This is a genomic window from Ferribacterium limneticum, assembly GCF_020510565.1.
Classification (GTDB): Bacteria; Pseudomonadota; Gammaproteobacteria; order Burkholderiales; family Rhodocyclaceae; genus Azonexus; species Azonexus limneticus_B.
Genome location: NZ_CP075189.1, coordinates 1501846 through 1524828, shown reverse-complemented (window position 1 = coordinate 1524828; position 22983 = coordinate 1501846). Strand labels below are relative to the sequence as shown.

General features: G+C 61.9%; 29 protein-coding genes. 15 read left to right on the top strand and 14 right to left on the bottom strand.

Going from position 1 to position 22983, the window contains the following annotated elements:
• Positions 1-142: 142 nt before the first annotated feature.
• The 3 genes from KI610_RS07350 to coaBC all read right to left on the bottom strand — a co-directional run bounded on the left by KI610_RS07350 (position 143) and on the right by coaBC (position 2464).
• The gene (locus KI610_RS07350; RefSeq protein WP_319004215.1) at positions 143-742 is read right to left on the bottom strand and encodes a c-type cytochrome; all 600 of its coding nucleotides are present in this window, start codon (positions 740-742) and stop codon (positions 143-145) included.
• A gap of 82 nt (positions 743-824) precedes the next feature.
• Positions 825-1274 carry a dUTP diphosphatase gene (gene dut, locus KI610_RS07345; RefSeq protein ID WP_226498004.1) on the bottom strand — a complete coding sequence of 150 codons (450 nt, stop codon included), beginning with the start codon at positions 1272-1274 and terminating at the stop codon, positions 825-827.
• On the bottom strand, positions 1274-2464 hold the full coding sequence (gene coaBC / locus KI610_RS07340; RefSeq protein WP_226498003.1) for a bifunctional phosphopantothenoylcysteine decarboxylase/phosphopantothenate--cysteine ligase CoaBC: 1191 nt from the start codon (positions 2462-2464) through the stop codon (positions 1274-1276). The genes dut and coaBC overlap by 1 nt, the downstream gene beginning before the upstream one ends.
• A 47-nt stretch (positions 2465-2511) precedes the next feature.
• Here coaBC and radC point away from each other — a divergent pair, with 47 nt between their 5' ends.
• The 3 genes from radC to rpmG all read left to right on the top strand — a co-directional run bounded on the left by radC (position 2512) and on the right by rpmG (position 3693).
• A complete protein-coding gene (gene radC, locus KI610_RS07335) occupies positions 2512-3192 on the top strand; it encodes a RadC family protein (protein WP_226498002.1) in 681 nt (226 codons plus the stop codon).
• 81 nt (positions 3193-3273) lie between these two features.
• Complete coding sequence (gene rpmB / locus KI610_RS07330; protein ID WP_226498001.1) at positions 3274-3507, top strand: 50S ribosomal protein L28; 234 nt, start codon at positions 3274-3276, stop codon at positions 3505-3507.
• An 18-nt stretch (positions 3508-3525) separates the two neighbouring features.
• A complete protein-coding gene (rpmG, locus tag KI610_RS07325; RefSeq protein WP_226400983.1) occupies positions 3526-3693 on the top strand; it encodes a 50S ribosomal protein L33 in 168 nt (55 codons plus the stop codon).
• A 53-nt stretch (positions 3694-3746) separates the two neighbouring features.
• Here the strand turns inward: rpmG and KI610_RS07320 are convergent, their stop codons facing one another.
• Positions 3747-4244, bottom strand: a complete 498-nt coding sequence (locus KI610_RS07320; protein ID WP_226498000.1) for a disulfide bond formation protein B — start codon at positions 4242-4244, stop codon at positions 3747-3749.
• A gap of 149 nt (positions 4245-4393) precedes the next feature.
• Between KI610_RS07320 and KI610_RS07315 the strand changes: the two genes are divergently transcribed.
• From KI610_RS07315 to ovoA, 4 genes are all read left to right on the top strand, one after another.
• Positions 4394-5101 carry a winged helix-turn-helix domain-containing protein gene (locus KI610_RS07315; RefSeq protein ID WP_226497999.1) on the top strand — a complete coding sequence of 236 codons (708 nt, stop codon included), beginning with the start codon at positions 4394-4396 and terminating at the stop codon, positions 5099-5101.
• Positions 5088-6524 carry an ATP-binding protein gene (locus KI610_RS07310; protein WP_226497998.1) on the top strand — a complete coding sequence of 479 codons (1437 nt, stop codon included), beginning with the start codon at positions 5088-5090 and terminating at the stop codon, positions 6522-6524. Before KI610_RS07315 ends, KI610_RS07310 begins: the two co-directional genes overlap by 14 nt.
• Positions 6525-6794: 270 nt before the next feature.
• Positions 6795-6974 (top strand): hypothetical protein, encoded by a 180-nt coding sequence (locus KI610_RS07305; protein WP_226497997.1) that lies wholly within the window; start codon positions 6795-6797, stop codon positions 6972-6974.
• A gap of 182 nt (positions 6975-7156) precedes the next feature.
• Complete coding sequence (ovoA, locus tag KI610_RS07300; protein ID WP_226497996.1) at positions 7157-9262, top strand: 5-histidylcysteine sulfoxide synthase; 2106 nt, start codon at positions 7157-7159, stop codon at positions 9260-9262.
• On the opposite strand, the gene KI610_RS07295 is transcribed toward ovoA, so the two are convergent.
• Genes KI610_RS07295 through KI610_RS20190 form a run of 3 tightly spaced genes read right to left on the bottom strand, consistent with a single transcriptional unit; the run spans position 9240 to position 10811 of the window.
• On the bottom strand, positions 9240-9896 hold the full coding sequence (locus KI610_RS07295) for a DUF998 domain-containing protein (protein ID WP_226497995.1): 657 nt from the start codon (positions 9894-9896) through the stop codon (positions 9240-9242). The two genes, ovoA and KI610_RS07295, sit on opposite strands and share 23 nt — an antisense overlap.
• A 14-nt stretch (positions 9897-9910) precedes the next feature.
• Positions 9911-10480: a sigma-70 family RNA polymerase sigma factor gene (locus KI610_RS07290; protein WP_226497994.1), complete on the bottom strand. Its 570-nt coding sequence runs from the start codon at positions 10478-10480 to the stop codon at positions 9911-9913.
• Between the two features lie 28 nt (positions 10481-10508).
• A complete protein-coding gene (locus KI610_RS20190; RefSeq protein ID WP_264179204.1) occupies positions 10509-10811 on the bottom strand; it encodes a hypothetical protein in 303 nt (100 codons plus the stop codon).
• Between KI610_RS20190 and KI610_RS07280 the strand changes: the two genes are divergently transcribed.
• From KI610_RS07280 to KI610_RS07250, 7 genes are all read left to right on the top strand, one after another.
• On the top strand, positions 10810-11142 hold the full coding sequence (locus tag KI610_RS07280) for a hypothetical protein (protein WP_226497993.1): 333 nt from the start codon (positions 10810-10812) through the stop codon (positions 11140-11142). The two genes, KI610_RS20190 and KI610_RS07280, sit on opposite strands and share 2 nt — an antisense overlap.
• A gap of 69 nt (positions 11143-11211) precedes the next feature.
• Positions 11212-12051, top strand: coding sequence for an HvfB family MNIO-type RiPP peptide maturase (locus KI610_RS07275; RefSeq protein WP_226497992.1), 840 nt, complete (start codon positions 11212-11214; stop codon positions 12049-12051).
• The gene (locus KI610_RS07270) at positions 12051-12830 is read left to right on the top strand and encodes an HvfC family RiPP maturation protein (protein ID WP_226497991.1); all 780 of its coding nucleotides are present in this window, start codon (positions 12051-12053) and stop codon (positions 12828-12830) included. Before KI610_RS07275 ends, KI610_RS07270 begins: the two co-directional genes overlap by 1 nt.
• Positions 12831-13160: 330 nt before the next feature.
• Positions 13161-13586 carry a hypothetical protein gene (locus KI610_RS07265; protein WP_226497990.1) on the top strand — a complete coding sequence of 142 codons (426 nt, stop codon included), beginning with the start codon at positions 13161-13163 and terminating at the stop codon, positions 13584-13586.
• Positions 13587-13850: 264 nt separating this feature from the next.
• Positions 13851-14231 (top strand): thioredoxin family protein, encoded by a 381-nt coding sequence (locus KI610_RS07260; protein WP_226497989.1) that lies wholly within the window; start codon positions 13851-13853, stop codon positions 14229-14231.
• Positions 14232-14236: 5 nt separating this feature from the next.
• Entirely contained in the window at positions 14237-14965 is a 729-nt protein-coding gene (locus tag KI610_RS07255; RefSeq protein WP_226497988.1) for a cytochrome c biogenesis CcdA family protein, read from the top strand.
• A gap of 104 nt (positions 14966-15069) precedes the next feature.
• Positions 15070-15216 carry a hypothetical protein gene (locus tag KI610_RS07250; protein WP_226497987.1) on the top strand — a complete coding sequence of 49 codons (147 nt, stop codon included), beginning with the start codon at positions 15070-15072 and terminating at the stop codon, positions 15214-15216.
• A gap of 84 nt (positions 15217-15300) precedes the next feature.
• On the opposite strand, the gene KI610_RS07245 is transcribed toward KI610_RS07250, so the two are convergent.
• From KI610_RS07245 to KI610_RS07215, 7 genes are read right to left on the bottom strand one after another with little or no spacing between them, the layout of a single operon-like run.
• Entirely contained in the window at positions 15301-16581 is a 1281-nt protein-coding gene (locus KI610_RS07245) for a mechanosensitive ion channel family protein (RefSeq protein WP_226497986.1), read from the bottom strand.
• A complete protein-coding gene (locus KI610_RS07240; protein WP_226497985.1) occupies positions 16578-16772 on the bottom strand; it encodes a hypothetical protein in 195 nt (64 codons plus the stop codon). The genes KI610_RS07245 and KI610_RS07240 overlap by 4 nt, the downstream gene beginning before the upstream one ends.
• 45 nt (positions 16773-16817) lie before the next feature.
• On the bottom strand, positions 16818-18080 hold the full coding sequence (locus tag KI610_RS07235) for an RsmB/NOP family class I SAM-dependent RNA methyltransferase (protein ID WP_226497984.1): 1263 nt from the start codon (positions 18078-18080) through the stop codon (positions 16818-16820).
• On the bottom strand, positions 18077-19030 hold the full coding sequence (locus KI610_RS07230) for a DUF3108 domain-containing protein (RefSeq protein WP_226497983.1): 954 nt from the start codon (positions 19028-19030) through the stop codon (positions 18077-18079). The genes KI610_RS07235 and KI610_RS07230 overlap by 4 nt, the downstream gene beginning before the upstream one ends.
• A 6-nt stretch (positions 19031-19036) precedes the next feature.
• Positions 19037-19684, bottom strand: coding sequence for a phosphoribosylglycinamide formyltransferase (gene purN, locus KI610_RS07225; protein WP_226497982.1), 648 nt, complete (start codon positions 19682-19684; stop codon positions 19037-19039).
• Positions 19681-20385 (bottom strand): hypothetical protein, encoded by a 705-nt coding sequence (locus tag KI610_RS07220; protein WP_226497981.1) that lies wholly within the window; start codon positions 20383-20385, stop codon positions 19681-19683. Before KI610_RS07220 ends, purN begins: the two co-directional genes overlap by 4 nt.
• Positions 20385-21026 carry a DedA family protein gene (locus KI610_RS07215; RefSeq protein ID WP_226497980.1) on the bottom strand — a complete coding sequence of 214 codons (642 nt, stop codon included), beginning with the start codon at positions 21024-21026 and terminating at the stop codon, positions 20385-20387. The genes KI610_RS07220 and KI610_RS07215 overlap by 1 nt, the downstream gene beginning before the upstream one ends.
• A gap of 19 nt (positions 21027-21045) precedes the next feature.
• On the opposite strand from KI610_RS07215, the gene mutL reads away from it, so the two are divergent.
• A complete protein-coding gene (mutL, locus tag KI610_RS07210) occupies positions 21046-22896 on the top strand; it encodes a DNA mismatch repair endonuclease MutL (protein WP_404827482.1) in 1851 nt (616 codons plus the stop codon).
• Positions 22897-22983: the final 87 nt, after the last annotated feature.

Sequence of the window (22983 nt, the reverse complement as noted above, 5' to 3'; positions counted from 1 at the left end):
CTTTTTTACGACCAGCACGCCGCCTTGACCGTTCCCACGGTCAACCGGAAATTTTGGCCAAAATTGAAAATTGCAAAGCGACGCAATTGCTCGCGCAAACGCAAAAGGCCGCCCGCAGGCGGCCTCCAGCAAGCCAATTCAATCAATCCAGCGTAGCGATGTACTCGGCAACGGCATGCGTCTCGAGCTCGGACAGCTTCGAAGCAATGGTATGCATGACCGCGTTATCGTTGGTCCGCTCGCGCTTGTTGAACTGTTTCAACTGATCCTCGATGTAACGCGGATGCTGCCCGGCCAGACGCGGCAACTGCGGCGTGCCAAGTCCCTTGGCCCCATGGCAGGTCGAACAGGCTGGCAGGCCGGAGAACTGATTGCCGCGGTTGAAGACGAATTTGCCGACCGCCAGCAGTTCCTGGTCTCTTCCCGTGCGCGGCCCGACCACCTTGGCTTGAAAGAAAGCCCCCAGCGACTTCATTTCGGCTGGTGTCAGTTCCTCGGCCTGCGGCTTCATGGTGTCGCTGTTGCGCTTGCCGGACTTGAAATCAGCCAGCTGTTTGGCGATGTAGTCGCCATGCTGCCCGGCCAAGCGGGGGAAAACCGGGCTGGCCGATTCGCCTTCGAGGCCATGACAGAGAAAGCAGCGTCCGGAAACGATCTCTTCGGCGCGCGCCAGATCGACCGCGTCAGCGGCCAACACAGGCATAGAGCAGAGTGCGGCGAACACAGCGCCGGCGAATTGCAATCCAAATATCCTCATTTCCCCTACCCCTTGGCCAAAAAGAAAATAATTAAATAGTAATTTGCTTACACCCTGCTTTCAACACTCACGCGTGCCCGGTGCTGCCAAAACCGCCTTCGCCACGGTGACTCGCGTCGAAATCGTCAACAATATTGAATCCAACCTGCAGGACCGGCACGATGATCAGCTGCGCGATGCGATCCAGCGGGTTGAGCGTAAAGCCCACACTGCCGCGGTTCCAGACCGACACCATGAGTTCGCCCTGATAGTCGCTGTCGATCAGGCCGACCAGATTACCAAGTACGATGCCGTGCTTGTGGCCCAAGCCCGAGCGCGGCAGGATCATCGCGGCCAGGCCCGGATCGGCCAGATGGATGGCCATGCCGGTCGGCACCAGCGTCGTCTGGCCCGGCGCGACATGGATGGGCGCCTCGATGCAGGCGCGCAGATCGAGCCCGGCCGACCCCGGCGTAGCGTATTCCGGCGGCGTTTCACGCAGGCGGTTGTCGAGAATTTTTACGTCGATTTGATGCATTAGTTTCTCCCCGTCAGGGTAGCGATGTGTTCAATCAATTGCCGGGCCAATACCGCTTTGGGTGCGGGCGCCAGCGGATGGACGCCAGCCTCGTCGAACAACACGAGCCGGTTGTCGTCGCCGCTGAAACCGTCCTGAATCAGGTTGCCGGCGATCAGCGGAATGTTCTTCTTGCGCCGCTTGCTCTGCGCGTATTCCTCAAGATTGCGGCTCTCGGCCGCGAAACCGACGCAAAACGGGCCGCCCGACATCGCCGCCACTTCGGCCAGGATGTCCGGGTTCTCGACCAATTCAATCGGCGGAATGCCGCCGGTGTCTTTCTTCAATTTGTGCTCGGCGGCATTGGCGACGCGGTAATCGGCGACGGCGGCGACGCCGATAAAGATGTCAGCCGCCGCGGCCCGGACCATCACAGCCGCGTGCATGTCGAGGGCGCTCTGCACATTGACACGGTCGACGCCCTGCGGGGCCGAAAAACCAACTGGCCCGGAAACCAACGTCACCTGTGCACCGGCCTGCCGCGCGGCGCGGGCGACGGCGTAGCCCATGCGGCCAGACGACAGATTGGTGATACCGCGCACCGGATCGATGGCTTCAAAAGTTGGCCCGGCGGTTATCAACACTTTTTTTCCAACCAGCAGCTTGGGCGTAAAGAAGGCGATGACCTCCTCAAGAATTTCCTCGGGTTCCAGCATGCGGCCTGCACCGACTTCGCCACAAGCCTGCTCGCCGCTGGCCGGGCCGAGCATCTGCACGCCGTCGGCCTGCAATTGGACAACGTTGCGTTGCGTCGCCGGGTTTTCCCACATCTGGCGGTTCATCGCCGGCGCCACCAGCAACGGACAATCGCGGGCCAGCACCATGGTCGCCAGCAGATCGTCGGCCATGCCGTGAGCAATGCGGGCGAGGAAATCAGCCGAAGCAGGCGCCACGAGTATGAGATCAGCCTGCCGCGACAGGTCGATGTGGGCCATGGCGTTGGGCATCCTGGCATCCCACTGATCAAGGTAGACCGGCTTTCCCGACAGCGCCTGGAAGGTCGTCGCCGTCACGAAATGCGTTGCCCCTTCGGTCATCGCCACCTGCACCTCGGCGCCCTGCTTGCCGAGCAGGCGAACCAGCTCAGCCGCCTTGTAGGCAGCGATGCCGCCGGTGACGCCGAGAACGATGCGTTTTCCCTGTAATTCCATTGTCTTGCCATTAGAATTGGACTCCGCACATTCTAACGGAAAAGAATATGGCGATTACCGACTGGCCCGAAGGCGAACGACCGCGCGAGCGTCTGCTGGCCCATGGCCCGGAAGCCCTTTCCGATGCTGAACTGCTGGCTATCTATTTGCGCGTTGGTGTGCGCGGCAAAAGCGCCGTCGATCTGGCGCGCGATCTGCTGCAGCGATTCGACGGCCAACTCGGCACGTTGGCCGAAGCATCGCTGGCCGAACTGGCCAGCGTTTCCGGTATCGGCATGGCCAAGGCCGCGCAATTGAAAGCCAGTTTCGAACTGGCCAGGCGCGCCCTTTCGCAGGACATGGCCACCCGCGACAGCTTCACCTCGCCGGGCAAGGTCCGCGACTGGCTGCGCCTCAAACTAGCCAGCCGCGGTCACGAAGTGTTCATGGCACTGTGGCTGGACGCCCAGAACCGCCTGCTCAAAGCCGACGAATTGTTCACCGGCACGCTGACCCAGACCTCGGTTTACCCGCGCGAAGTCGTCAAGGCGGCGCTGGCCAACAATGCTGCGGCGGTCATTCTGGCCCACAATCACCCGTCCGGCATTGCCGAGCCGTCGCGAGCCGACGAAATGCTCACACGATCACTGAAAGAGGCCCTGGCGCTAGTCGACGTCAAGGTTCTTGACCACTTCATCGTCGCCGGCAACACCCCGCCACTCTCTTTTGCCGAACGGGGTTTGCTATAAAATTCACAAAACCCCTTGAAACGGTTAAGTACTTTTGGTTATACTTGTGGGCTCTCTTCTAGCGAATTCTGGAGCACCATCATGGCGCGTGTCTGCCAAGTAACGGGTAAAGGCCCGATGGTTGGGAATACTGTTTCCCATGCCAACAATAGAACCAAACGCCGTTTCCTGCCGAACTTGCAGTACCGTCGTTTTTGGGTTGAATCTGAAAACCGCTTCCTGCGCCTGCGCGTTTCCAACGCCGGTCTGCGCCTGATCGACAAGAACGGCATCGATGCCGTCCTCGCCGACCTGCGTGCCCGCGGCGAAGTCTGATAAAGAAGGAAATATAAAATGGCTAAAGGCGGTCGCGAAAAAATCAAGCTGGAATCTACAGCTGGCACCGGTCACTTCTATACCACCTCCAAGAACAAGCGCACGACGCCTGCCAAACTGGAGTTCATGAAGTACGACCCGAAGGCTCGTAAGCACGTTGCTTACAAGGAAGTCAAGCTGAAGTAATTCAGCTTCTCCAGAGCATTCGACAAACCCGCCTTTCGGCGGGTTTTGTTTTTTCAGGCCTGCCGTTTCTGCCTGAAAAGCAATGCCGCATAAACCACGATGCCGGCGAACATCACAACGGACCAGTTGGCCATCGACAGGCCAAGAAACTCCCATTCGCGGCTGGTACAGAAACCGGTGGCCAGGAACATCGACGGCCATTCCATGCCCAGCCAGTCAACCAAACGCTCGATGGCGTTGGGATCAGTGAAGCTGCATTCCGGCGCCAGGTCGGGAAAAGCCTGCATCCAGGTTTGATAGCCGGCAACGCCAAAGCCAAATACACCAAGTCCGCCGGCCAGCGCGGCCCACAACATTCGCCCGGCCGGCCAGATGAAACCGAGCAGGCCGATGATGCCGATCACGATGTAGAGCAGGCGCTGGAAAATACAGAGCGGGCACGGCGCAAGACGAAGCAGCGTCTGCAACTCCATGCCGACGGCAACGAGACCCAGGCAACCTAGCCCCAACGTCGCGAACCAGGCCCGCATGGGTACTTTTGACCAATTCATTCAGGCAAATCCTCAAGTGACAAACAGCCGGGATTCTATGCCATCGCCGGCGAGACTTGAAATTTTGGCCATTTTTCCGGTTGACCGTGGAAATGGAGTCGAGGCACGGGAAGGTGGACCGCTGCCCGGCAGGTGGTTAAGATTGGCGGATGAATACACGCATCCTGCTAGTCGAAGACGACGAACGCCTGGCCGAACTGACGGCCGAATACCTGACCAAGAACGACATGCAAGTCAGCATCGAGCCCCGCGGCGACACCGCCGAGGCGCGTATTCTGGCCGAGCAGCCCGATTTGGTCATTCTTGACGTGATGCTGCCCGGCAAGGACGGTTTCGAAGTCTGTCGCGCCATCCGGCCGCTGTATCGCGGCGTGATCCTCATGCTGACGGCGCGTGACGAGGACTTCGACCAGATTCTCGGTCTCGAAATGGGCGCCGACGATTACATCGCCAAGCCGGTCCAGCCGCGCGTCCTGCTCGCCCGCATCAAGGCCTTGTTACGGCGCCTACCGACGGCGGGCGATGCCGGCGGCAACAGCGAATCGGAGAGCATGGTCTTCGGCCAGTTCAAGATCAGTCAGGCGACGCGCACCGCTTCGCTGAATGGCCAGACCATCGACCTGACCACCGCCGAGTTCGACCTGCTCTGGCTGCTCGCCTCGCACGCCGGCAATGTACTGTCGCGCGACGACCTTTTGCAGGAACTGCGCGGCATCGGCTTCGACGGACTGGATCGCTCGATCGACGCCCGTATTTCCCGCCTGCGCAAGAAGCTGAACGACGATCCGGAGAACCCGACGCGCATCAAGACCGTGCGTGGCAAGGGTTATCTTTTCAGCAAGCATGACTGGAACTGAACCCGAACTCGGGGCGGCACGGCCGAAGGAGAAGAACGAAGGTCTCGCCCGCTCGCTGATCCGGGTCGCCTTGCCGCGCTGGCGCGGCAAGCGCTACAGCCTGTCCAAGCTGTTCTTCAACTTCTATTTGCTGGCCATGGGCTCTTTCGTCGCCATTGCCTTTACCGCTGATTTCGTCATTTCCACTGCCCAGCGCGGCATTACCGACGACTACGCGCGCCGTTTCATGCGCGGCACGATCACCCTGATCGAAGACGAACTCTTCCGTCAGCCACGCCGCGAGTGGCAAAAGCACCTAAAGGAAATCGACAACAAGTTTTCCTACAAACTGGGCATCGTCGAGCGCATGAGCCTCGACCGCATGCTGACGCCCAGTCAGGTCATCAAACTCGATGCCGGTGACATCGCCATCGACCACGACGGCGACATCATGTACCACCGCCTCGGGACATCCAGTCAGGTGCTGGTGGTCGGCCCGCTCGCTGCCAACCGCAACCCGGAACTGAAGGACCGTCTGCCGCTCGAACTGCGTCTGCGCCTGCTGACCTGGAGCCTGATCGGCCTTATTTTCGCCGTCGCGCTGTGGTTCTGGATTCGTCCGGTCTGGCGCGATCTCGAAGGCCTGCGCCAGACCGCGCTCGATCTCGGCAACGGCCATTTCGAGGCCGTTTCGCCCCCCGTCCGCACCCAGCTTTTCGCGCCGCTTTCCGACACGATGAACAGCATGGCGGAGCGCATCCGGCAGTTGCTCGCCACGCATCGTGAGCTGTCCTGCGGCATTTCGCACGAACTGCGCACGCCGATTGCCCGCATGCGCTTTGCGCTGGAAATGCTCTCCGAAACCGAGCTGCGCGAAGAACGCGAACGCCTGTGGGCGATGATGGAAGCCGATCTCGACGAGCTCGACCAGCTCATCGACACCAGCCTGACCTACGCCCGCTTCGAGCGCGAAGCGCCGGAAGCGCATTTTTCCAGCGTCAAGCTGGCCGAATGGCTGACCGACGAAGTCGATTCCGTCCGCCTGCTCGGCCGCAAGCTTGAGGTCATGGTCAACACGCAAAACCTGCCGGAAAACCTGTTCGTCGACCTGGACCGCAAGGCCATGCCCTACGCCCTGCGCAATCTGCTGCGCAATGCCTTCAAGTACGCTGCCACGCGAATCTCGGTCGATGCCGAGCAAATCGGCGAAACGATCCGGATCCACGTCGACGACGACGGCATCGGCATCCCGCCCGAAGAGCGCGAACACATCTTCTCTGCCTTCACCCGCCTCGACCGTTCGCGCGACCGGTCGACCGGTGGCTACGGCCTCGGCCTGGCCATCGCCCGTCGCGTTCTCGAACTGCATGGCGGCACCGCCACAGCCGACGCCTCGCCACTCGGCGGCGCCCGCTTCACGTTGACCTGGAAAGCCCGCCAATAGGCGATTTCGGCGGCGTCACAAAGCGTCACACAAGATCAAAACCTGTTACCTCCGAGGCACGCTTGTGCCACAGACGCAGGGCCGGCGCGTCCCTAGAATGCGAGGCATGGAAGCAAACCAATCCCATCAAGAGGACAACAAGGAAATGACCAAAATGAACATCAAGCAATTTATCGAAGCCACCCGCCAATACCTGTTTGAGCTGGCTCACGTGCAAGCCCAACCGAAGCTGGCGACCATCCCCGTACGCGCCAATCGCCGCTGATGGCCATGGCCTTTTCGGACAACCTGCCGATCAGCGAATCCCTCGGTGTCTTCATTGGCATCACCGGATTCGACTGGCTGTCGGAAGGTCAGGCTGAACCGCTCAAGGCCGCTGTGACCGCTGTTGCTGCCGGCGCATTCATCGCCGTTGCCCGCTACTGGTTGAAGAAACGCCGAAAAGACTGAACCGCTTTACCCTCCTCTCGAATTTCCCCCGATTCGAGAAACTCCCTGTTACCCCGCCCTCGTGGCGGGGTTTTTTTTGCCTTCGCGACAATATCGCTGTCTAATCACCCACTCGCCTTTGGGCCGTAACGCAGCAAGGTCATCATTTCCGACCTGTGAAAACATTCTCGACCGGTAACCGCATGAAGCAAGCCATTTTTCCCGCAACTCCCTTGTTGACGGGCGCCGACGCCGAACAGAAGCGCCAGCAGATCCTCGACTACTTTCACGCCACCTTCGACCGCTACGAGCAGTTGTTCGAAGTACTGACCAGCGACGAGGCTTACTACGTCAAACCGATTGCGTTGCGTCACCCGCTGATTTTCTATTTTGGCCACACCGCCACCTTTTTCATCAACAAGCTGGTTCTTGCCGGCTTGATCGAGCAGCGCATCAACCCCGGCTTCGAGTCAATGTTCGCCATCGGCGTCGATGAAATGAGCTGGGACGACCTGAGCGATCAGCGTTACGACTGGCCGCGCGTGGACGAGGTGCGAGCCTATCGCCGGGCCGTGCGGGCGACCGTGGCGCAGTTGATCGAGAGCTTGCCGCTGAACCTGCCGATTGGCTGGGATGACCCGTTCTGGATTATCGTCATGGGCATCGAGCATGAGCGCATCCACCTCGAAACCTCGTCGGTGCTGATTCGCCAGCATCAGCTCAAATACGTGCAGAAGCATCCGGCCTGGGAACCCTGTCGCGACAGCGGGCCGGCGCCGGAGAACGCGCTGGTCGGCATTCCAGCCACCGAACTGCGCCTCGGCCGCGACCGCAGCGACCCGAAAATCTATGGATGGGACAACGAATTCGGCCGTCACGAGGCGTCGACCGCCGCCTTCCAGGCCAGCCGTTATCTCGTCTCGAATCGCGAGTTTCTCGCCTTCGTCGAAGCCGGTGGCTATGCCGACGACACCCTGTGGCCGGAGGAAGGTTTGGCATGGAAGAAATTCGCCAAGGCCGAGCACCCGACTTTCTGGATCAAGGACGGTCCGCAGTGGCGCCTGCGCCTGATGCTCGAAGAAGTCGCCATGCCCTGGGACTGGCCGGTCGAGAACAATTACCACGAGGCCAAGGCCTTCTGTAACTGGAAGGCGCGCGAGAGCGGTCAGGCCGTGCGCCTTCCGAGCGAGGATGAATGGCAGGCGCTGCGCCAGTTCGCCGGAGTCGCTGACCTGCCTGGCGATCTACCAGCCAACCTTGGCCTGAGCCACGAGGCATCAAGTTGCCCGGTCAATCGCTTTGCCCATGGCCCGCTATTCGACGTCATCGGCAATGTCTGGCAATGGCTGGAAACGCCGATCTACCCGTTCGCTGGCTTCGAAGTCCATCCGATCTACGACGATTTCACGACGCCGACCTTCGACGAGCGCCACAACCTGTTCAAGGGCGGTTCGTGGATTTCCTGCGGCAACGAGGCCGCGCCGGTGTCGCGCTACGCCTTTCGCCGCCACTTCTTCCAGCACGCCGGTTTCCGTTATGTCGTCGGCGATGCGGCAGCGACCCAACCGGCTTCGCATTACGAAACCGACCGGCTGATTTCGGAATACATCGAATTCCATTACGGCGAAGACTATTTCGGCGTCGCCAATTTCCCGAAAACATTGGCGCAACTGGCCATCGCCACGATGGGCGACAAGCCGGCGGGCAAGGCGCTCGATCTCGGCTGCGCGACCGGCCGGGCGACTTTCGAGCTAGCCCGCCATTTCGATCAGGTCACCGGCATCGATTTCTCGGCACGCTTCATCGGCGTCGGCACGCAACTGGCCGAACAAGGCCGGCTGCGCTACACGCTGACCGAAGAAGGCGAACTGGTCAGCTACAAGGAATGCTCACTGGCGGCGCTCGGCCTTACAGACGTGGCGGCCAAGATCGAGTTCTTCCAGGGCGACGCCTGCAATCTCAAGCCGGTTTTCGCCGGCTACGACCTGATCCTCGCCGCCAACCTGATCGACCGCCTGTACAGCCCGGCGCTCTTCCTCAAAACCGTCCATGAACGCCTCAACCCGGGCGGTTTGCTCATGCTGACCTCGCCCTACACCTGGCTACAGGAACACACCAAGCGCGAGGAGTGGATCGGCGGTTTCAAGAAGGATGGCGAGAACGTGACCACCTTCGATGGCCTAAAAGCCATGCTGGGCAAGCATTTCCGCCTGGTGCGCGGGCCTGAATCCGTGCCCTTTGTCATTCGCGAAACGAAACGGAAATTCCAGCACACGCTGTCGGAAGTCACGGTCTGGGAGCGGATTTAGCCTGGACGCTATCGGCGGCAAGGGCAGCCAGGCGCAGCGCCGTCACCAACACCCACAGCGACAGGATGCCGGAGGCCAGGCGTTCGTACAGACCGGTGTAGGCATGCGCCGCGTCGCTGGCCAACATCAGCAGCAGGAATTGCAGACCGGCAGCGCCGGTAACGAGGGAGTAGGTGCTGAGCGGCCTTAGCCGGCGATCGCGGCGAAAAAGGAGGGTGCCGAGCAGCGCGGCGGCCGCGATGGCGAGGAAGGCGATGCTTGCCGACAGGCCATGGAGGCGCTGGCTGAGCACTTCCGGCGCGGCACAGCCGGGTTCGCAGGCAAAGATGCCGGCACCGATGCGGCCAAGACCATTGAGCGCGATGAGGCTGGCAACGAGCAGCGTCAGGCGGGGACGACCGGTGGCCCGAGCGACGGCAGCATAAAATGCCGCCGCGTAGCCGATATGGAGCAGCCCGCTGGCGACGAAACCGCCATAGCGCATGAAAAACCCGGTGCTGCTGCCGCGTTCGCCCAGTTCGCTGATGTACTGGCCGACATGATCGAAACCGGGCCGCAGTTCGCCGGCAATGACAATCACCGCCGCCCAGAGCACCGGCGCCAACACACCGCAGAGGAGGCCGATGCGGACCATTGCGCGTGCGGTGCCTAGGCCGCTTCGCCGAACCAGTTGGCGCCAAGGCAGGCGCGCAGGGCCAGCCGTGCCCGGTGCAGTTGTACCCAGCAATTATTGGTGGTGATACCCAGGGTCTGGCAGATTTCGTCGGTGTCGAAACCGAGCACTTCGCGCATGGTGAAGATACGTCCGCTGGCTTCCGGCAGGCGATAGAGGCAGGCCTCGAAGACTTCCCAGAACTGCTTGTTTTCCATGGCCTGCTGCGGCGTTTCCCATTCAGATGGTCGGGTGTCTTCGGCCCAGTGCTCGCGGTCGTTGAAATATCCTTGCAAATTTTCGTCATTTTCCGGGTTGACCGTAGCATTCTCGCGAACGCGGCCCCGCAGCACATCGACGATCTTGTTTTTGAGGATGGAGAGCACCCAGGTGCGCAGCGATGAACGCGAGGCGAACTTTTCGCGTCCGCCCAGTGCACCGGCCAGCGCTTCCTGCACGGCATCTTCGGCCTGCGCCTGGTTGCGTAGCTGCATGTCGGCGAAACGCAGCATGTCGCGGCGCAGGCTTGTGAGAAACTCCGGGTCGTGCAAGGGGTCAGAAGCCATGGCAACTCGATTAGGTTATGGCGAAGAATCATACTTTAAAAAATTTTTGTAAGGTTTTGATGACCGCTCCGACTAATTGAGCAGGCCACCAAGCCAACGACGTAGAACAGGAACTGAAATGATCAGCTGCAAGGAAGCCACCCGCCTCGCCTCGCTCCAACTGGAACGCCCGCTCAGCCGTTGGGAGCGACTCCAGTTTCGCCTGCACCTGGCGTTTTGTGTCGGCTGCCGACGGGCTGAAAAGCAGTTCGCGTTCATGCGTCAGGTGACGGGCGCCTGGATGAGTCAAAAAGACTGATCCGACCACCTCAATCTCAACGGAGAAAATCATGAAAAAACAAAATTTCGTCTCGCTGGCTGTCGGTTCTGCCTTTGCCGCTGTTGCCCTGAGCCCGCTGGCCCACGCTGCTGAAAACCCCTTCGGTGCGACCAAGCTGGAAGCCGGCTACCAGCTGGCCCAGGCCGATACCAAGATGAAGGACGGCAGCTGCGGCGGCGACAAGAAGATGGACGCCAAGTGCGGGGCCGACAAGAAGGCCGCCGAGGCCAAGTGTGGCGCCGACAAGAAAAAGGATGCCTCCTGTGGCGCCGCCAAGAAGTCGACCGAAGCCAAGTGCGGCGCTGACAAGAAGAAGGATGCCGCCTGCGGCGCCAAGAAGTAAGTCGGCCCTGAAACCTGGCGGCGCGGGGCTATCCCTGCCCGCCTTTTCTCCCTGACTGGAGCCAATTCAATGCAAGCACGCCATGCGCACGGCGCCGGCCTCGGCTTTCGCCGCGAACTGATCGCCCCGCTCAAGGCCGGCGTTCCCGACGCCATCCGCTTCTTCGAGATCGCCCCGGAAAACTGGGCCGGGATGGGCGGTAGTTCGGCCAAGGATTTGCGCCATTTCACCGAGCGTTACCCCTTCGTCTGCCACGGCCTGTCTCTCTCGCTGGGCGGCCCAGGGCCTTTGGACGAAGCGCTGCTCCGCCGCATCAAGAGCTTCATGGCCGAGCACGGCATCAGCCTCTACACCGAACACCTGTCGTGGTGCGCCGACGACCGTCAGCTCTATGACCTGCTGCCGATCCCGCTCACCGAAGCCGCCGTCAAATGGACAGCCGAGCGCATCCAGCGGGCGCAGGACATCCTCGGCCAGCGCATCGGCATCGAAAACGCCTCGTACTACGTCGCGCCGCCCGGCGCCGAGATGAGCGAGGCGGAATTCATCTCGGCCATCGTCCGCGAAGCCGATTGCCTGCTCCATCTCGACGTCAACAACATCTACGTCAACAGCCAAAATTTCGCCTTCGACCCGCTCGCCTTCATGCACGCCCTGCCGCTCGAACGCACCTGCTACGTCCATGTCGCCGGCCATTATGTTGAGCCGGACGGGCTGCTCATCGACACCCACGGCGCCGATGTCATCGACCCGGTGTGGTCGCTGCTCGAAGCCGCCTACGCCCGCATCGGCGGCGAGGTGCCGACCTGCCTGGAACGCGATTTCAATTTTCCCGATTTTTTCCGGTTGACCGTGGAAGTCGAGCAAATTGTCCGTTTGCAGGCCGCAGCATCCCGAAAGGCCGCCTGATGAACGCCGCGCCTTCACCCGATTTCCAGGATTTCCAGCGCGCCTTCGCCGCCCACCTGCGCGACCCGCAACACACCCCGCGCCCACCCGGCGTACCTGCCCGCCGCATGGCGGTGTACAACGAACTGCTCTTCAACAACATCTGCGGCTTTGTCGACCGCTGTTTTCCGGTCAGCCGGGCGATTCTCGGTGAAAAACGCTGGCGGCGACTGTGCCGGACCTTCTACCGCGACTGGCCGCTGCACACGCCCTGGTTCCGCGAGATTCCGCGCGAATTCGCCCGTTATCTGGCCGAGGCCGACATCCGCCAGCCGCTACCTGCCTGGCTACCCGAACTGGCGCACTACGAATGGGCGGAGCTGGCGGTCGACGTCATCGATGCGCCGAAGCCCGCACACGACCCGGCCGGCGACCTGCTGCGCAACCCGGTCGCCCTCAATCCGGCCCTCCTCAACCTCGCCTACACCTGGCCGGTGCACCGCATCAGCCCGGACTACCGACCGCGCAAGCCGCAACCGACTTACCTTGCCGTCTACCGTGACGCCAACGACGACGTGCAATTCAGCCAGATCAACGCCGTCACCAGCCGCCTGCTGGCCCTGCTCGCCGCCGCACCAACCACCGGCAAAACCGCCATCCACCAGATCGCCGCCGAACTGCAACACCCCGCCCCCGAACAACTGCTCGCCCACGGCGCCGCGCTGCTCGACAACCTGCGCCGGCAAGGCATCGTGCTCGGCAGTTTGATCGGACAGCAACCGGCCACGAGTGATCGCTGACCATTGTTTCCACAAACGGACATTCGACTGTACTACGTGTATGCTTTTGGCGTTATTCGCCTCGGGCGCCAGTGAAAATTCGAGCCCGGCCCCTTTTATCCATAAGCAATAACCCAAACGATGCAGCGTCTGAATAATTTAGGTGCCATGAAACCTCACATTGCTCATCTCTTGGTGCTTGCGCTGTGCACAACGATTTTCTCAATATCGTGTGCTGACGCTGCTCCTCCTCGCTCTCCTCCAAAGGCAGAACATTTCAGGGCCACGGCAGTGACTAACACTAAGCAGTTGTCCAAGTACATGTCTGAGGCCGCGTTGGAAACTGCACTTATGGCAATCAAAGAACATAAATGTCCGCAGAACAACATGACGATATATCGCAATCCAAGGCCTGAGAGGAAAGCGATGGTAGTCACTGTAGCGTGCTCCCCGTCATTGGAAACAGACCAAACAGCTAGTCGCTATTACGCCTACCTTGAGTATCCCCTGACTTTCATTGTCCAAGGCGATACGGTCACAGAAGTTGATCTTTCGGCGCAAGGGTTTATGTATGAATCAGGGAAAATCTCATTTATCACCGACCTCGATCAGAGCGATATGCCCGAGTTCTGGCTCTTTGGCGATGTATGTGAGTGCGACGGCGAACCGGAAGACTTTGGCCCAAATGGATGCGATTGCGATGGAGGAGTTGTTGTCGAATTTCGGAATGGAAGTCTTCACCCTTGGAAGAATCGCAAGCGCGTCAAGGCGCGGTAGTCCTAACTATGGAGAAATGGCACCTAACCCTGCCATGCACTGGAACTGAACGAAAAGCCGCGTAGGCCGGTGATTTTGAACGTTCTGAGTGACCGCTTTCCAATAGTGGCTACGGCCGGAATGGGCACCCTTGAGCAATTCACCCCGGATGCGCCCCGGCAACCAGCAGCACGTATTCCCCGCTCCTCAATCATTCCCCGTTGAGCTGTAAGTTTTTCGCCACCCCGGCGACTAATGATTACCCCACCTCAACGGAGAATAATCATGAAAACCATCCAGCTTCTCGCCGGCCTCGCCCTGGCGGCCGCCGCCAGCCTCGCCTTCGCGCTCGACATCCAGCCCTACTCGCCGGAAACCCTCGCCGCCAAACAGAAGGCCGGCGAAGCGGTGGCGCTGCATTTCCACGCTGACTGGTGCCCGACCTGCCGCGCCCAGGAAAAGGTGTTCAACGGCTGGAAGGGCGATGCCGCGGTGCCCGGCACGCTGCTCATCGTCAATTACGACAAGGAGCGCGAACTCAAGCGCCAGCTTGGCGTGCGCACGCAATCGACGGTGATTGTCTACAAGGGCAGCAAGGAAACCGGGCGACTGGCCGGCGAGACCGACCCGGCGCCGTTGCGCGCCGTGCTTGATAGCGCGAAGTAAGCGCCATGGACATTCCCCTCGCCCACCTCGGGCTGAGCCTGGTCGCCGGCAGTTTGACGACACTCTCCCCCTGCGTTTTCCCCATCCTGCCGCTGGTCCTCGGCGGCGCCGTGCAGGCCAACCGGCTGGCGCCGCTGGCCATGGGCGCCGGCATGGCGATTTCGTTTGCGCTGATCGGCATCGTCCTCGGCGCCCTCGGCCCGGCGCTTGGCATCGATTCGGACAGCGTGCGGCTGTTCGGCGCCTGGATGTTGATCACCTTCGGCCTCGTCATGCTGGTGCCGGTGCTCAATCGCCGTTTCACCGAATGGATGCTGCCCATCGCGTCGAGCGCCAATGCGGCTTCGGCCAAGCTCGACGGCGGCTCGCTGGGCGGCGCCCTGCTCCTCGGCGGCGTGCTCGGTCTGGTCTGGAGCCCGTGTTCCGGCCCCTTGCTCGCCTCGGCGCTGACGCTGGTTGCCAGCGAGGGCGGTGCGCTGCGCGGTGGGGTGATTCTTGGCTTGTTCGGCATTGGTGCGGCGATTCCGCTGGTCGCCGTGGCCTACGCTTCGCGCAAGGGCTTCAATGCAGCGCGCGGCTGGGTGTTGCAGCGCATCGACGGGATCAAGAAGGCCTTCGGCGTGATCATCCTGCTGACCGGCATCGCCATCCTGTCCGGTGCCGACAAATGGCTGGAAGCGCAGGTGGTGGGCGTGCTGCCGGATGCCTGGGTGCGGGCGACGACGCTGTTCTGAACGGCGTCAGCATTGGTTACAAATTATGCAAACGACCACCACAGACGCTGCTGGCCGCGCCCGATAAAGTGAATTCGTCCTCACCCCCCAACGGAGACATGACGATGGAAAAGACGAAGCGCAAACTCAAGAAGTTTTTCAAACTGGACAAGCTCGGGCAGCGCATTGCCCACGCCAGCAAGGCTTTCGACCAGCAACGGAAGGAACGCCTGTTGCGCAACTACGAGCGGCAAATGATGCTGCTCAGCTAGCCCTCTCGTTCCGGAACCAGACTTCCACGGTCAACCGGAAATTTTGACCAAAATTGAAATGGCGCGCTCACCCCGCGCCATTTTTCATGCGCTGGCGACGGGCGCTTGCGTTTCGTTGAGGATGCGGACTTCGCGCTGCGGGAAGGGAATGGAAACGCCGTTTTCCTTGAAGGCGCGCCAGATGGCGAAGTTGATGTCGGAGATGACATTGCCCTTGCCTTTTTCGGGGTCGTCGATCCAGAAGCCGAGTTCCAGGTTGATGCTGCTGTCGGCAAACTGGGTCAGGAAAACTTTGGGCGGCGGGTCGGCCAGGACGCGTTCCTGAGCGGCGGCGGCTTCGGTCATCAGGCGGGCGGCCAGATCGAGATCGCTGTCGTAAGCGACGCCAACGCTGGTCGTCAGGCGCAACTGGGCGTTGGAATAGGTCTGGTTCTGCACCGTGCTGCTGATCAGCGTTTCGTTCGGCACAATGAACTCGCTGCCACCCGGGTTCTTGAGCACGGTGTAGCGGGTCGTGATCTGCGTCACCTCGCCGGCATCGGTGCCGACCTGGACGACATTGCCGATGCGGATCGAGCGGTCGAGCAGGATGATGAAGCCGGAAACGTAATTGCTGGCGATCTTCTGCAGGCCGAAACCAAGACCGACGCCGAGCGCGCCGGTGAATACCGAGAGCGCCGTCATGTCGATGCCGACCAGCCCCAGGCTGGCCAGGATGGCGATGACGGTCAGGCCGGCCTTGGCGACGCGCACTCCGACGATGCGCAGGTTGGCGTCGATGGTCTGGACGCGCATCAGCCTGGCTTCAATGACGCCGGCGATCCACAGCGCGAAAACGACGGTCAGGAAAATGGTCGCAATGCCGCGCAGCACGGTCCACAAATCGATGTGCTGCTTGCCGATGTGAAACTCCACCGACTCCATGGCCTCGATGACGAAGGGCGCCAGATCGGTGATGTAGAGCGCCAGCCAGCCCCAGACGGTGGCCGCGATGATGCGTTCCCAAGCGGTCAGCCAGGTCGCCCGCGGGAAAGCCTGACGGAGCACGAAAATGACGCTGCGCACCAGCGCCATCGAGCCGAGCAGCGGCATGGCCAGCTTGAGCAGATTGACGTGAATGAGCGAACCGAGCGTGGCGATGGCGATGCCGGTCAGCACCATGCCGGTGAGCGGGAAGGCCAGACGGGAGCTGGCATCGGACAGCCGCCCTTCGCCTTCGGTACGACGGCCGCGCCACCAGTGGGCGATCAGCGCGGCGAGGCCGATGCAGGCGACCAGCGCGACCACCTGCCAAACGAAATCCGGATCGCGAAAATCCGCGACGAGGTCGTTGATCAGGCGCAGGGCCTGGCTTTTCTCGCTCATCCTTGAAACCTCGGTTGGACGCGGATGATGGCGCGTTTGGACGGGATGGCCGGCGCGAAGCGACGACGCTGCAGGCTCGTGCCTGCAAGGAGAAGCGACAAAGCCAGACGCCCGGCCAGACGTGCCAGCGGCCGCGTAGCGTTGCCACCCGATGGGTTAATCACTTCGAAGGCACAAAAATCAGTGTTCATGCGGCCGGTCAAGGATGGGTGAGCGGTCAACTGAGGTTTCAAGGATCATGCCTTCTTTTCCAGCGCCGCGGCAAAGAAGCCGTCGGTGTTGTGCTGGTTGGGCAGCAGACGCAGCAGGTCACCGTCGAAGGCGATGCCTTGCTTGGCGAGAATGGCCGAGGCCGGAACCAGCGTGAAATCAGGATGCTTGGCCAGGAACGCGGCGACGATGTCGTCGTTTTCTGCGGTCAACAGGCTGCAGGTGGCATAAACCAGACGGCCGCCGGGGCGGACCATGGTCGAAGCCGCTTCGAGAATCGACAATTGCTTGACGGTCAGTTCGGCCACCGAAGCCTCATCCTGACGCCATTTCAGGTCGGGGTTGCGGCGCAGCGTGCCGAGGCCGGAACACGGCGCATCGACCAGCACGCGGTCAGCCTTGCCGGCCAGACGCTTGATCTTGGTGTCGCGCTCGTGCTCGATGCGGGCCGGATGGACGTTGGACAGGCCGGAACGGGCCAGCCGTGGCTTGAGGTTGGCCAGGCGTTTGTCGGAAACGTCGTAAGCGTAGAGCCGGCCGGTATTGCGCATCAGGGCGCCGAGCAGCAGCGTCTTGCCGCCGGCGCCGGCGCAGAAATCGACGACCATTTCGCCGCGCTTCGGCTCGAGCAGGAAGCCGAGCAGCTGGCTGCCTTCGTCCTGGACCTCGACGGCACCTTCGATGAACAGCGGGTGTTTGGCCAGCGCCGGCTTGTCGCGCAGGCGAACGGCGATGGGCGAGAGCGGGCCGGGCATGGCGGCGATGTCGTCGGCGGCCAGCTTGGCCAGCACTTCTTCGCGGTTGGCTTTGAGCGTATTGACGCGCAGGTCGAGCGGGGCCGGCTGGTTGAGGCCGTGGGCCAGGGCCAGCGTTTCGTCGGCGCCGAACTGGGCTTCGAGACGGTTGTACAGCCAGTCCGGCAGGTCGCAGCGGACGGACGGCGGAAAGTCGGCTTCCGGCATGGCCTTGGCGGCGGCCAGCCATTCTTCTTCGCTGGCCTTGAGGACAGGGGCCAGTTCGCGCTGGCTCCAGCCGCGCGTCACGGCCAATGCAGCGAGCAGGCGGCGACGGTCAGAGAGCTTGCCGGCGCAACGCGCTTCGAGGCTACGACCGCGACGCAGGACGGCAAACACCGTTTCGGCGACGAAAGCGCGGTCGGCATGGCCGAGCTCACGATGCTCGCGGAAATAGCGCGAAACGACAGCGTCGGCCGGATAATCGAAGCGCAGCAGCAGGCCGAGAACGGCTTCGGCGTGGGCAAACAGGGCGGGTGTGAAGCGGGCTTTCATGGTGATCCTATTTCAGTCGCGACTTGCTCGAAAATGTCGCCTTTTTTATCGGTGTAGCGAATTTTAACCGGTAGGCGGTGACGGTCGAGGGCAATCCAGATTTCGGTCACCGTATCACCCATGGCGCGCAGATGCAGGGTGCGGAAATGGCCGGCCGGGATGTCGATTTCCTCTTCGCCCAGTGAATCGAGGGCGAAACGGTCGTATTTCTTGCCGGTGACGACGCCGACCGTCGTGCCGCCTTCCGGCTGGCGCAGGTAGGCAAGCTGGTAGTTGAGCGACAGGATGTCCAGGGCACCGGTGGTTATCGGCTGCACGGCGCCGCTGCGCGACAGGCGGACTTCGGCGGTCGACCAGTCGAAATCGGCGTTTTCGTTGGCGTCCTTACCATTCTTGCGCGTCCGGTAGGTTTCGGGTTGCAGGCCGCCAGCAACGAGCCTACCGCTGCTTTCGTTCTCGAAGACGAGCGGCTTGAAGAGGGCGACCAGGCCGATGGTTTCGGTCATGCCGGTCAGCCGGTAACGGCCGTCCTCGGTGAATTCCCAACTGTGTTCGGCGCGGCCGATCTGAAAACCCTGGGTGCCGTAGAAGATGACGAAACGCATGCGGCCTTTGGCCGGCAGCAGGGGCCTGGCCGGCTCCGGCGCCGGCTTTGCCACGGTCGACGGCAAATTCGGGGCAAATTCGGAAGGCTTGGTTTCCGCCGCCGGGGCCACGGTTTCGACCGATGGCGACGGCTTGGCGGTGGCCAGAGGGGCTGGCTTGGCCGGTTTCGGGCGGGGTTTGACGACTGGTTTCTGTTCGGCCGCCGGCGGCGGTGGCGGCTGCAACTCGGCGCGCAGGGGAACCGGCTCATCCACCCCGCCGAAAATCTCGACATCGGTGCCGAACAGCGCTGCGGCATGAATGCCGAGCGAAGCGGCGAGCGCGATGACGAGGGCGAGCGGCACAACCAGTCAGCGGATTTCGGGAGAGATCAGCACAGGCGGTTCGGCCAGTTCGGCGGCGATCCGGACGCGACCGTTTTCCAGCGTCAATTTGTCTTCGACAAACCAGCGCACGGCTTGCGGGTAAACAATGTGTTCTTGGCGCAGGACGCGGGCCGACAGGCTGGCCTCGTCGTCGCCATCGAGCACCGGCACGGCGGCCTGGATGATGACCGGGCCGTGATCAAGAGCCGGCGTGACGAAATGCACGGTGCAGCCGTGGATGCGCACGCCTTCGTCAAGCGCCCGCTGGTGCGTGTGCAGGCCGGGGAAGGACGGTAGCAGCGAGGGGTGGATGTTGATGAGCCGGCCTTCGTAATGACGCACGAAGCTGTCGGACAAAATGCGCATGAAACCGGCAAGGACGACGAGATCCGGCTCGAATTCGTCGATGCATTCGGCCAGCCGGCTATCGAAAGCCTCGCGCCCGGCAAAGGCCTTGTGATTGATGAAGTGCGTCGTGATGCCCGATTTTGCCGCGGTTTCCAGGCCCTCGGCCTCGACCCGGTTGCTGATCACGGCGACGATGTTAACGGGCAGCGTTCCGGCGTCGCGGGCGGCGATCAACGCCTCCATGTTGCTGCCACGACCGGAAATCAGGATGACGATTCTCTTCATTTCAAAAAACTCACGGGTAAAAAGATGGCGCTGGCCACGGACTGGCTCAGCCGGGAAAAAGTGCGGCCATTGCGGTCGGCAACGACCTTGGCCATGAAATCGAGCAGGCCCATGACGCGGCCGAATTCGCGCTCGTACGACAGGTTGCGGTTGGCCGGGTCGAGCTCGTTCGAGAGCAGGAAGAGCTCGCCGGCCGCGTTGCGGTCGTGGCCGAGCTTCCAGATGGCGATATCCATGTTGCGGGCGCTGTTGTAGAGCTTCATTTCGTTGAGGCTGTCGAGGATGTAGAACTCGTCCTTGTGCTCGAAGGCAGCGTCGACCATGCCGAGCAGCCCGAACATCAGCGCCATGACGCGGTCGCCGGCATAAACCTCGGTGAAGGCCAGCGAAGCCACCGCGCCTTCGCGCAAACCGCTGAACTCCGGCCAGCTGCGGAACTGGCGTTGGCGCAGGCGCTCGACTGCCGCTTCACGACTCACGGCGCCACTCTTCTTCCATTCCTTCGGATTGCGCTTGTAGAGCTTGTCGGCGATCAGCAGCAGGCCAGTGACCACCTCGGCACGATTGGTGTCGGCGATGCGGTCGACTTCCGATTTGAGCAGATATTTCGGGTCGACCGTGGATTCCGTCCGGCCGGCCTTGTCCATCTTCGTCGTACAGGCCGCCAGCACCAGCACAAGGATGACGGCCAGCCAGCGCATCAGGCTTCCTTGCTCTTGAGGTAGCCCCAGCCGATGGGAATGAGCGAGGAAATGATGATGCCGATGATGATGACCGACAGATTGGCCTTGACCCACGGCATGTTGCCCAGCCAGTAGCCGGCCAGACACAGCGAAACGACCCAGCCAACGGCGCCGATCAGGTTGAATAGCGTGAAACGGGCGTAGGTCATCGAGCCAATGCCGGCAACAAAGGGCGCGAAGGTGCGGAACAGCGGCAGGAAGCGCGAAATGATCAACGTCTTGCCGCCATGTTTTTCATAGAAGGCGTGCGTCTTGATCAGCGCGTCGCGGTTGAAGAAACGCGAGTTTTCCCAGTGGAAAACCTTGGGCCCAAGGAAGCGGCCGATCTGGTAATTGACCGTGTTGCCGAGCACCGCCGCAGCAATCAGCACACCCATCAGCGTAAAGATATCCATGCCCCCCTCGCCGATGGCGGCCAGCGCACCGGCCACGAAAAGCAGCGAATCGCCCGGCAGAAAGGGCAATACGACAAAACCAGTCTCCGAGAAAATGATGAAGAACAGGATGCCGTAAATCCACAAGCCGTACTGCTGAACCATGATGGCCAGATGCTTGTCGAGATGGAGGACGATTTCGATGAATTGGGTCAGGAGTTCCATGCGGGGCGCCGGGGTTTGAATGACGGCGCATTATAATGCGCCGATGCCGACTATTGCCCGCCTCCCCGACCTGCTGATCAGCCAGATTGCCGCTGGCGAAGTGGTTGAAAGACCCGCCTCCGTCCTCAAGGAACTCCTCGAAAACAGTCTCGACGCCGGCAGCAAGGCGATCCAGGTGCATCTGGAGGAAGGCGGCGTCAAGCTGATCCGCATCACGGACGATGGTTGCGGCATTGCGAAAGATGAACTGGCGCTGGCGCTGACCCGGCATGCCACGTCGAAGATTTCCAGCCTCGACGACCTTGAGCGCGTCGGCACGCTTGGCTTTCGTGGCGAGGCGCTGGCTTCGGTGGCTTCTGTTGCCCGGCTGAGCATTACCAGCCGCGAACGCGGTGCGGCGCATGCCTGGAAATTAAAAGGCGAGCCCGATGCGGAACCCGAACCGGCCGCCTTGATGGCCGGCACCGTCGTCGAAATGCGCGACCTCTATTTCAACACGCCGGCCCGCCGCAAGTTTTTGAAGTCGGAAAGCACCGAATTTGCCCACTGCGCCGACGCCGTACGGCGTTTGGCCCTGACCCGGCCGGATGTCGCGATCAGCCTGACCCACAACGGCCGCAACCTGTTCCAGCTAGCCCCCGCCGATGCGCCGCGGCGCATTGCCGACATCCTCGGCGACGATTTCCTCGGCGCCGCCCGCGCTGTCGATGCCGGCGCCGGACCGTTGTCCATCGTCGGTTTCGCCATCGACCCGACGCGCGCCACCGATGCCAAGGACGGCCAGTACGTCTTCGTCAACGGCCGTTTCGTGCGCGACAAGATCATCAGCCACGCCCTCCGCGAAGCCTACCGCGACGTGCTGCACGGCAGCCGCCAGCCAGCCGTCTGCCTGTTCGTCAACATCGACCCGGCGCTGGTCGACGTCAATGTGCATCCGGCCAAGACCGAAGTCCGCTTCCGCGATTCGCGCGCCATGCACCAGTTCGTCTTCCACGCCATCCAGCGCACGCTGGCCGCGCCCGTTCAGGCCGAAGCCGCCCCGGCGCTGGTCGAACGCGAGACTTCCACGGTCAACCCGGAAAATCGGCCAAATTTCGAATACGCCCCGCCACTCCGTCATCAAGGCAGCCTCGGCGTCGCCGAACCGGCAGCTGCCGCCTACCTCGCCTTCGCCCGCGCCGCGCAACAGGTCACGCCATCGTCCGCCAGCCCGGCCACGACATTTCAATTTCAGCCCAATTTTCCGGTTGACCGTGGCATTGACAGCCCGCCGCCCGACAGCGCCGGCCCGCCGCTCGGCTACGCCCTCGCCCAGCTCCACGGCATCTACATCCTGGCCCAGAACGCCCGCGGCCTGATCCTCATCGACATGCACGCGGCGCATGAGCGCATCCTCTACGAAAAACTCAAAAACGCCTTTGACAACCGCCAGATCGCCACGCAGGCGCTGCTCATCCCGGCCGTCTTCTCGGCCGATCCGCTCGACATCGCGGCCGTCGAAGAACACGCCGAGGCGCTGGCCGATCTCGGCTTCCAGATCGCCCCGCTCGGCCCGAATCAACTCGGCGTGCGTGCCGTCCCCGCCCTGCTCCAATCCGGCGACCCCGCCGCCCTGGCCAAATCGCTGATCGCCGAACTGCGCGAACACGGCATCACCCAGCTCGCCACCGCCCGACGCAACGAACTGCTCGCCACCATGGCCTGCCACGGCGCCGTCCGCGCCCGCCGCCTGCTCACCGTCCCCGAAATGAACGCCCTGCTTCGCCAGATGGAAGAGACCGAACGCGCCGGCCAATGCAACCACGGCCGACCGACCTGGACGGAACTGTCACTCAACGATCTCGACAAACTGTTTCTGCGCGGGCAATAATTCGGCGGCTCACACTCGCCCCGGCCCGCGCCCTCATGATGTCATCCCTCAGGCAGTTGCTCCGACCGTCCTCGGCGCCCCCCGGCG

Bases quoted from the DNA above. Each gene is read 5' to 3' on its own strand.
- dut (WP_226498004.1), bottom strand. From the start codon at position 1,274: ATGCATCAAATCGACGTAAAAATTCTCGACAACCGCCTGCGTGAAACG.
- coaBC (WP_226498003.1), bottom strand. From the start codon at position 2,464: ATGGAATTACAGGGAAAACGCATCGTTCTCGGCGTCACCGGCGGCATC.
- radC (WP_226498002.1), top strand. From the start codon at position 2,512: ATGGCGATTACCGACTGGCCCGAAGGCGAACGACCGCGCGAGCGTCTG.
- rpmB (WP_226498001.1), top strand. From the start codon at position 3,274: ATGGCGCGTGTCTGCCAAGTAACGGGTAAAGGCCCGATGGTTGGGAAT.
- rpmG (WP_226400983.1), top strand. From the start codon at position 3,526: ATGGCTAAAGGCGGTCGCGAAAAAATCAAGCTGGAATCTACAGCTGGC.
- KI610_RS07320 (WP_226498000.1), bottom strand. From the start codon at position 4,244: ATGAATTGGTCAAAAGTACCCATGCGGGCCTGGTTCGCGACGTTGGGG.
- KI610_RS07315 (WP_226497999.1), top strand. From the start codon at position 4,394: ATGAATACACGCATCCTGCTAGTCGAAGACGACGAACGCCTGGCCGAA.
- KI610_RS07310 (WP_226497998.1), top strand. From the start codon at position 5,088: ATGACTGGAACTGAACCCGAACTCGGGGCGGCACGGCCGAAGGAGAAG.
- KI610_RS07305 (WP_226497997.1), top strand. From the start codon at position 6,795: ATGGCCTTTTCGGACAACCTGCCGATCAGCGAATCCCTCGGTGTCTTC.
- ovoA (WP_226497996.1), top strand. From the start codon at position 7,157: ATGAAGCAAGCCATTTTTCCCGCAACTCCCTTGTTGACGGGCGCCGAC.
- KI610_RS07295 (WP_226497995.1), bottom strand. From the start codon at position 9,896: ATGGTCCGCATCGGCCTCCTCTGCGGTGTGTTGGCGCCGGTGCTCTGG.
- KI610_RS07290 (WP_226497994.1), bottom strand. From the start codon at position 10,480: ATGGCTTCTGACCCCTTGCACGACCCGGAGTTTCTCACAAGCCTGCGC.
- KI610_RS07280 (WP_226497993.1), top strand. From the start codon at position 10,810: ATGAAAAAACAAAATTTCGTCTCGCTGGCTGTCGGTTCTGCCTTTGCC.
- KI610_RS20190 (WP_264179204.1), bottom strand. From the start codon at position 10,811: ATGATTTTCTCCGTTGAGATTGAGGTGGTCGGATCAGTCTTTTTGACT.
- KI610_RS07275 (WP_226497992.1), top strand. From the start codon at position 11,212: ATGCAAGCACGCCATGCGCACGGCGCCGGCCTCGGCTTTCGCCGCGAA.
- KI610_RS07270 (WP_226497991.1), top strand. From the start codon at position 12,051: ATGAACGCCGCGCCTTCACCCGATTTCCAGGATTTCCAGCGCGCCTTC.
- KI610_RS07265 (WP_226497990.1), top strand. From the start codon at position 13,161: ATGGCAATCAAAGAACATAAATGTCCGCAGAACAACATGACGATATAT.
- KI610_RS07260 (WP_226497989.1), top strand. From the start codon at position 13,851: ATGAAAACCATCCAGCTTCTCGCCGGCCTCGCCCTGGCGGCCGCCGCC.
- KI610_RS07255 (WP_226497988.1), top strand. From the start codon at position 14,237: ATGGACATTCCCCTCGCCCACCTCGGGCTGAGCCTGGTCGCCGGCAGT.
- KI610_RS07250 (WP_226497987.1), top strand. From the start codon at position 15,070: ATGGAAAAGACGAAGCGCAAACTCAAGAAGTTTTTCAAACTGGACAAG.
- KI610_RS07245 (WP_226497986.1), bottom strand. From the start codon at position 16,581: ATGAGCGAGAAAAGCCAGGCCCTGCGCCTGATCAACGACCTCGTCGCG.
- KI610_RS07240 (WP_226497985.1), bottom strand. From the start codon at position 16,772: ATGAACACTGATTTTTGTGCCTTCGAAGTGATTAACCCATCGGGTGGC.
- KI610_RS07235 (WP_226497984.1), bottom strand. From the start codon at position 18,080: ATGAAAGCCCGCTTCACACCCGCCCTGTTTGCCCACGCCGAAGCCGTT.
- purN (WP_226497982.1), bottom strand. From the start codon at position 19,684: ATGAAGAGAATCGTCATCCTGATTTCCGGTCGTGGCAGCAACATGGAG.
- KI610_RS07220 (WP_226497981.1), bottom strand. From the start codon at position 20,385: ATGCGCTGGCTGGCCGTCATCCTTGTGCTGGTGCTGGCGGCCTGTACG.
- KI610_RS07215 (WP_226497980.1), bottom strand. From the start codon at position 21,026: ATGGAACTCCTGACCCAATTCATCGAAATCGTCCTCCATCTCGACAAG.
- mutL (WP_404827482.1), top strand. From the start codon at position 21,046: ATGACGGCGCATTATAATGCGCCGATGCCGACTATTGCCCGCCTCCCC.